The following is a 3,521-nucleotide window of genomic DNA, read 5'->3' on the forward strand; positions in this document are numbered from 1 at the left end:
ATCTGCCCGTTGTGTAAGAATTAATCCTGAATACGCTCCGTCGGTTTCTTACCTTTCGATGATTGAGCGCGGAAAACGCGTACCGAGTATCGATATGCTCGAAGTGATCGCGGAAGTTTTTCAAAAAGATCCGGCGTGGTTTTTAGATGATGAACCCGAATTAGAAGCCATCACACCCAACAAAGGAAATCGTGGCGGGATTAGTGGCATGGCGTTGGAGCCGAGCTTCCTGTTCTCCAATGATATTCTTCAAATCGCGATACCAGAAATGCTCTCCCAAACAGGTATCACGGGGCGTCAGTTTGCTCATCTCTTGATTCGAGCACACCAAGAAAACCATCAAAACCATTTTCCTGATTTAGAGCGCGCCGCCGAAGAGGTCGGCTTGAAGCGGTTGAATCTATCTGTAGAGGATCTCGTAGACATTGCAAAGAGTATGGGATTGGATATCCGCTGGGTTGATCGAGCGCCACAAGATGTGATTGATGAACTGGGCGTCAGCGCCAAACAGTTGATTACGTCTTTCATGGAGCCACCTGGGACTATTTATCTCAATAAACGAATGCGTGACTATCCAACCCGATTGAAGTATGACTTGGCGGTATATATCGGCCATCGAGTGCTCCATAGCAGCGATGCAATGAATAACGTTTTATCTATCGGGCATCAAAACAATTGGGAGCAAATGGACAGCCCTGTGTCGAACTCTGAACTCAATTCGCAAGATATCCTGCAAGCTTGGCGTGATTTTGAGTCTAGCTTTTTTGCTGGTGCCTTGCTTTGCCCCAAAGTACCATTTCGTCAGTTGCTTGACCGCTCCGGTTACGAAATTGATGTTCACAAAAAGGCCGGCGTTTCTCCTTCCGTTGCAATGCGTCGCATGACGGTGGTCTCGCCTTACCCTCATTGGCACTATTTTGATGCCTATGGCCCCGGCAAGTTAAAAGCAGTGTATCGAGGAAATGGTATTCCATTGCCTTGGGGCAACATGCGCAAAGTAAACGACCCTTGCCAGCACTGGGCGGTATTCCGACGCCTTTCCCAGCCTTTGGATACCAGTTCAGCGCAAATTTCGATTTTAAATGTTGGCGACGAGCCACGTATCTACTGCTGCGAATCGGTCAACGTATTTGACCCTGCGGGAAATAATCGCGTGCTATGTGCCGGTATTGATCTTAACCCTGCTATTTCTGCACAAGGTGGCGATGCCGTTTCCATAGCGGAAGAACTTAAGTCCCTTTGTGTCGCTTCCGGCGGAAGTAGTGTTATTCCTCCCCACATCAAAAAAGACTTAACGACTATCGCTAAGATATTAAACATCAACTGGATAGAGCGCGGGATTCAAACCCAAGCAAGGTTGATCTGCTCCAGAGGGGCGGTTTGTCCAAGACAACCTAGTTGTTACAGCAAGTGCGGAGAAGCTGATGAGACGGGCAGCGACGTGAATATCATCGGGCTTTAGAAAGAAAAAACGCCAATCACAATAAACGTGATTGGCGGTATATACTTGTGAACAATTTGTATTCACTAACAACGTCAGTTGGCTAGGTGACCCTCGGCTTAATAAGGGTCACTCTAAGTAAAGCACGATGCGTGCCAACTTTAAAAAAGCCGTTTTTTAGTAGATCCAGATGCATATCGTTGCTTTATTAACCATTAATTTCGCAAACTGCATTTGCAAAATGCAACATTATGCAAATATGCCACTGAATGCACTGCTAATAACGACTCTCTCAGCAAAGTGTCTGTGAACATATGAAGTCACATACTCTTGTACCTCAATGATGATGAGATTTCGGGCTCCCAACTTTACCATTCTTCTAACCCCTTATTGAAACTGGGTTCAGGCTCATCCGCCATGCTTTTGTTGATACATTCTCTCATCGGCTATTTTCATCATTTGCTCAGGAGATGACATTTTCGGGTCAAATATCGCGTACCCAATACTGGCTTTCAAATAGATAAGCGTTTCATCGTAAATGACGGGCGTCGAGCATAGCGCTAATCGAAGTTTTTGTAGAAGGGACTGAACATTTTCTTCCGTTCCAGGGTGATGGACTACAACTAAAAACTCATCACCGCCCATTCTGGCCACGATGTCTGATTTACGCAGAGAGCTTTTTACCCTTTCAGCCGTAGCGATTAAAACTTTGTCACCTGCGTCGTGACCATAGGTATCGTTAATGTGTTTAAACCTATCTAGGTCAATATTAATTAAGGCGAAGCTATAACGCTTTTTATAACGTTTCGCTATTTCGAACTGCTGCTTGTAAAACTTCATAAAATAGCGACGGTTTGGTAAATGCGTGAGTTCATCGTGTAAAGCTCTGTCATCTGCAATGGTATACAGTCGATAAATGGCGAACAGCGCGAGGCTAAGTGCGAATATAATGGGATAGCCGATTACTCTAGCTAAATGCAACTGATGCCAAGAGATTTGGCGATCAGCTTTGCCTCCAGAGAAAACCACCATACTCCACCCACCATAAGGAAAATGAACCATCTCTTTTGCATATGCCATGCTATTTAAACTTTGCGCGCCAAAGAAAGCATCACCAAATGAGCCACCGCTATCGTAACCACGGATCATTAAAGGGTAACGATACGAGAAATCAATTACGCCGGTTTCTCTCATCAGAGCATCGAAATCAATCACCGCACTGATCACTCCCCAGTAGTCCTGATTCATTGGAGGATCAAGAAAAACAGGCACACGCACGATCAAACCTCGGCCACCTTGAATCAAAGTCACTGGCCCTGCGATGAAAATTTCTTGTACATCCTTGGCTTTTTGCACCTGTACCCACTGCTGTGGCACTGCGCGGTAATCAAGGCCGATTAGGCGCTCATTACCTTGGCGTGGAAATACATGACTAATTACATCATTTTTCGCGATACCGATGATTGTAATATGTTTACTTTTATTTAGGATTCGGTGAGCGGCGATACTCAATTCTTCTTCTTGGTTTTTAGGAAGTAAAGTAATGAGTGTCGCTAAAGTACTGGCTTTGTAGATATCCGCCATAAGTACCGCTTCCAAATTGGAACGGAGAATGGAAAGTTGTTCTTTGGCCTCAACTTGAACTCGCTCTTTGTGAAGCTCTTGCTGGTTTCGATTTAACAGCTCGATAACCCCAATACACAAAGCGAAAAAGGTGAGGAAGAACAATGCAAAATAGCATCGTTTTCTGGGTAAATAACGCATTTTCTCCCCACAACTCGTATACAACTACGAGATTTTTTATTTATTGTTAAAATTCTTATTATCACAAGAATAACCAATCATAATCAGAAAGGTAACAGTGATTGACAACTTTTATGTTTTAGGTGTGAGATGATGCATCAACAAGGCGATTTATTTGGCGGCGATCTATGGCAAGAAGTAGAAAGAGGAAAACTTTATTATGATCCTCATTTTCTTAGCCATCTTGAGGCGGATAATTACTTTGACCAACTTCGAAAGACACTGCCATGGCACCAAGAACACATTACTATGTTCGGCAAGTCAGTACTTCAACCTC

The 3,521-nt window shown here is 44.2% G+C and carries 2 protein-coding genes and 1 pseudogene; 2 read left to right on the top strand and 1 reads right to left on the bottom strand.

The features are described from left to right. Positions 1-1,462 (top strand): DUF3612 domain-containing protein (locus IQR33_RS08950; protein ID WP_228013815.1); only part of this gene is annotated, 1,462 nt, incomplete at its 5' end. A gap of 387 nt (positions 1,463-1,849) precedes the next feature. Here the strand turns inward: IQR33_RS08950 and IQR33_RS08955 are convergent. After that, the gene (locus IQR33_RS08955; RefSeq protein WP_193838038.1) at positions 1,850-3,205 is read right to left on the bottom strand and encodes a diguanylate cyclase; all 1,356 of its coding nucleotides are present in this window, start codon (positions 3,203-3,205) and stop codon (positions 1,850-1,852) included. Positions 3,206-3,334: 129 nt separating this feature from the next. Here IQR33_RS08955 and IQR33_RS08960 point away from each other — a divergent pair. After that, positions 3,335-3,521, top strand: a pseudogene (locus IQR33_RS08960) (alpha-ketoglutarate-dependent dioxygenase AlkB); the annotation flags it as partial.

This window comes from Vibrio sp. OPT46, assembly GCF_015163535.1.
Lineage (GTDB): Bacteria > Pseudomonadota > Gammaproteobacteria > Enterobacterales > Vibrionaceae > Vibrio > Vibrio alginolyticus.